The following is a 2,492-nucleotide window of genomic DNA, read 5'->3' on the forward strand; positions in this document are numbered from 1 at the left end:
TGTTGATTTCCACTGAGAGCTGACCCGGCGAAGGCATAAATTTCCACCGAGAAGTGACCCGTGTCTCAACCTCACCCCGGCGTGCTGTCGGGGGGTCAAGGAGTGATAGACATGGCGTTACTGAGCGTCATCCGGCGCTGGGCATTCCGGGACGGAATGTCGATCCGGGAGATAACCCGACGTACGGGGCTGTCGCGCAATACGATCCGCAAATACCTGCGGTCGGACGCGGTGGAGCCGAAGTTCGAGATGGTCGACCGGCCGAGCAAGTTGGATCCGTTTGCCGACCAGCTGTCGGGATGGTTGAAGACGGAAGCAAGCAGGTCGCGCAAGCAACGACGCACGGGCAAGCAGATCCATGCCGACCTGGTCGTGCTGGGCTATGACGGGTCCTACAGTCGGGTAGCGGCCTTCATCCGGGCGTGGAAGGCGGACCGTCAGGTCCAGGAGCAGACGACGGGCCGGGGCACGTTCGTGCCGCTGGTATTCATGGCCGGCGAAGCCTTTCAATTCGACTGGAGCGAGGACTGGGCCATCCTGGGCGGCGAACGGGTGAAGCTGCAGGCAGCGCACACCAAGCTGTCGCACAGCCGGGCGTTCATCGTGCGGGCGTATCCGCTCCAGACGCACGAGATGCTGTTCGATGCGCACCAGCATGCCTTCCGGGTGCTGGGCGGGGTGCCGCGGCGCGGGATCTACGACAACATGAAGACGGCGGTCGACCGTATCGGCACGGGTAAGGCGCGACAGGTCAACGCGCGCTTCGCAGCGATGGCGAGCCACTATCTGTTCGAGCCGGAGTTCTGCAATCCGGCGTCCGGCTGGGAGAAGGGACAGGTCGAGAAGAACGTCCAGGATGCGCGTCGCCGCCTGTGGCAGCGGCTGCCCGCATTTCCTCATCTCGACGCCCTCAATGCATGGCTCGAGGAGCAGTGCATCGCCGAGTGGGCGCAGATCCCGCACGGCAACCTTCCCGGCACCGTCGCCGATATATGGGCGCAAGAAGTGCCGGACCTGATGAAACCTGGGCGCCCGTTCGACGGCTTCGTCGAGCATACCAAACGGGTGTCGCCAACCTGTCTCGTCCATTTCGACCGCAACCGCTACAGCGTCCCTGCTTCCTTCGCGAACCGGCCGGTGAGCCTGCGGATCTATCCCGACCGCATCGTCGTGGTCGCCGAGGGGCAGAAGGTGTGCGAACACACCCGGGTTATCGACCGGACGCACCGCTCGCCGGGGCGGACCATCTACGACTGGCGGCACTATCTGGCAGTGGTCCAGCGCAAGCCGGGTGCCATGCGCAATGGTGCGCCCTTCATCGAGTTGCCCGACGCCTTTCGGCAATTGCGCCAACAGCTGCTCAGGCGTGCGGGCGGTGACCGGGAAATGGTGGATATCCTGGCGCTGGTGCTCCAGCACGATGAACAGGCGGTGCTATGCGCGGTCGAACTAGCGCTCGAGGCCGGGGTCGCCACCAAAACCCACATCCTCAACATCCTGCACCGGCTAGTCGATGGAAAGACCGCCAGCGTCATGCCCATCGATGCGCCCCAGGCGCTCGTCCTGCGCCGTGAACCCCAGGCCGATGTCGGTCGCTACGACACGCTGATGAAGGAGGTGCGCCATGCGTCATGACCCCGCCAGCGCCGCGGTCGTCGTCATGCTGCGCGACCTGCGGATGCACGGCATGGCACAGGCCGTCGGCGACCTCATCGAACAGGGCGCACCGGCCTTCGATGCGGCCGTGCCGATCCTGTCCCAGCTGCTGAAAGCCGAGATGGCGGAACGCGAGGTCAGATCCATCGCCTATCAGATCAAGGCAGCGAAGCTGCCGGCGTACAAGGATCTGACCGGCTTCGACTTCACCACCGCCGAGGTCGACGAGGCTATGGTCCGTCAGCTTCATCAAGGCGATTTCATCGACGGTGCCGACAACGTCGTCCTGATTGGCGGCCCCGGCACCGGCAAGACGCATATCGCCACCGCGCTCGCCGTGCAGGCCATCGAGCACCACCGCAGAAAAGCTCGCTTCTTCGCCACCGTCGACCTGGTCAATGCGCTCGAGCAGGAGAAGGCCATGAACAAGGCCGGGCAGCTTGCGGAGCGCCTGCTCCGTCTCGACCTCGTCGTCCTCGACGAGTTGGGCTACCTGCCGTTCAGTCCCTCGGGCGGCGCCATGCTGTTCCACCTGCTCAGCAAGCTCTACGAGCAGACCAGCGTCATCATCACCACGAACCTCAGCTTCAGCGAGTGGGCCGGGGTTTTCGGCGACGCCAAGATGACCACCGCGCTTCTCGACCGCCTCACCCACCATTGCCACATCGTCGAGACCGGCAACGATAGCTTCCGTTTCCGCGTCAGGTCAGAGGCCGGTAAGCCCAAAAAGGAGAAGGCCGCGACTTGACCCGCAAACCCGCGGGCCTGACATTACCCCCACGACCCGGGTCACTTCTCGATGAAAACGCCGGGTCAACTCTCAGTGAAAATCAACA

Annotated in this window: 2 protein-coding genes; both read left to right on the forward strand. The window is 64.0% G+C overall.

Features of this window, described 5'->3' with window-relative positions:
- The first annotated feature begins 111 nt into the window (after window positions 1-111).
- On the forward strand, window positions 112-1,635 hold the full coding sequence (istA, locus tag GGQ96_RS21015; protein WP_184117184.1) for an IS21 family transposase: 1,524 nt from the start codon (window positions 112-114) through the stop codon (window positions 1,633-1,635).
- The gene (gene istB / locus GGQ96_RS21020) at window positions 1,625-2,404 is read left to right on the forward strand and encodes an IS21-like element helper ATPase IstB (protein ID WP_184117185.1); all 780 of its coding nucleotides are present in this window, start codon (window positions 1,625-1,627) and stop codon (window positions 2,402-2,404) included. Before istA ends, istB begins: the two co-directional genes overlap by 11 nt.
- Window positions 2,405-2,492: the final 88 nt, after the last annotated feature.

The organism is Sphingomonas abaci, assembly GCF_014199625.1.
GTDB classification, from domain to species: domain Bacteria; phylum Pseudomonadota; class Alphaproteobacteria; order Sphingomonadales; family Sphingomonadaceae; genus Sphingomonas; species Sphingomonas abaci.

Excerpts from the sequence above, each read along its gene's own strand:
- istB (WP_184117185.1), top strand. The coding sequence starts at position 1,625 with ATGCGTCATGACCCCGCCAGCGCCGCGGTCGTCGTCATGCTGCGCGAC.
- istA (WP_184117184.1), top strand. The coding sequence starts at position 112 with ATGGCGTTACTGAGCGTCATCCGGCGCTGGGCATTCCGGGACGGAATG.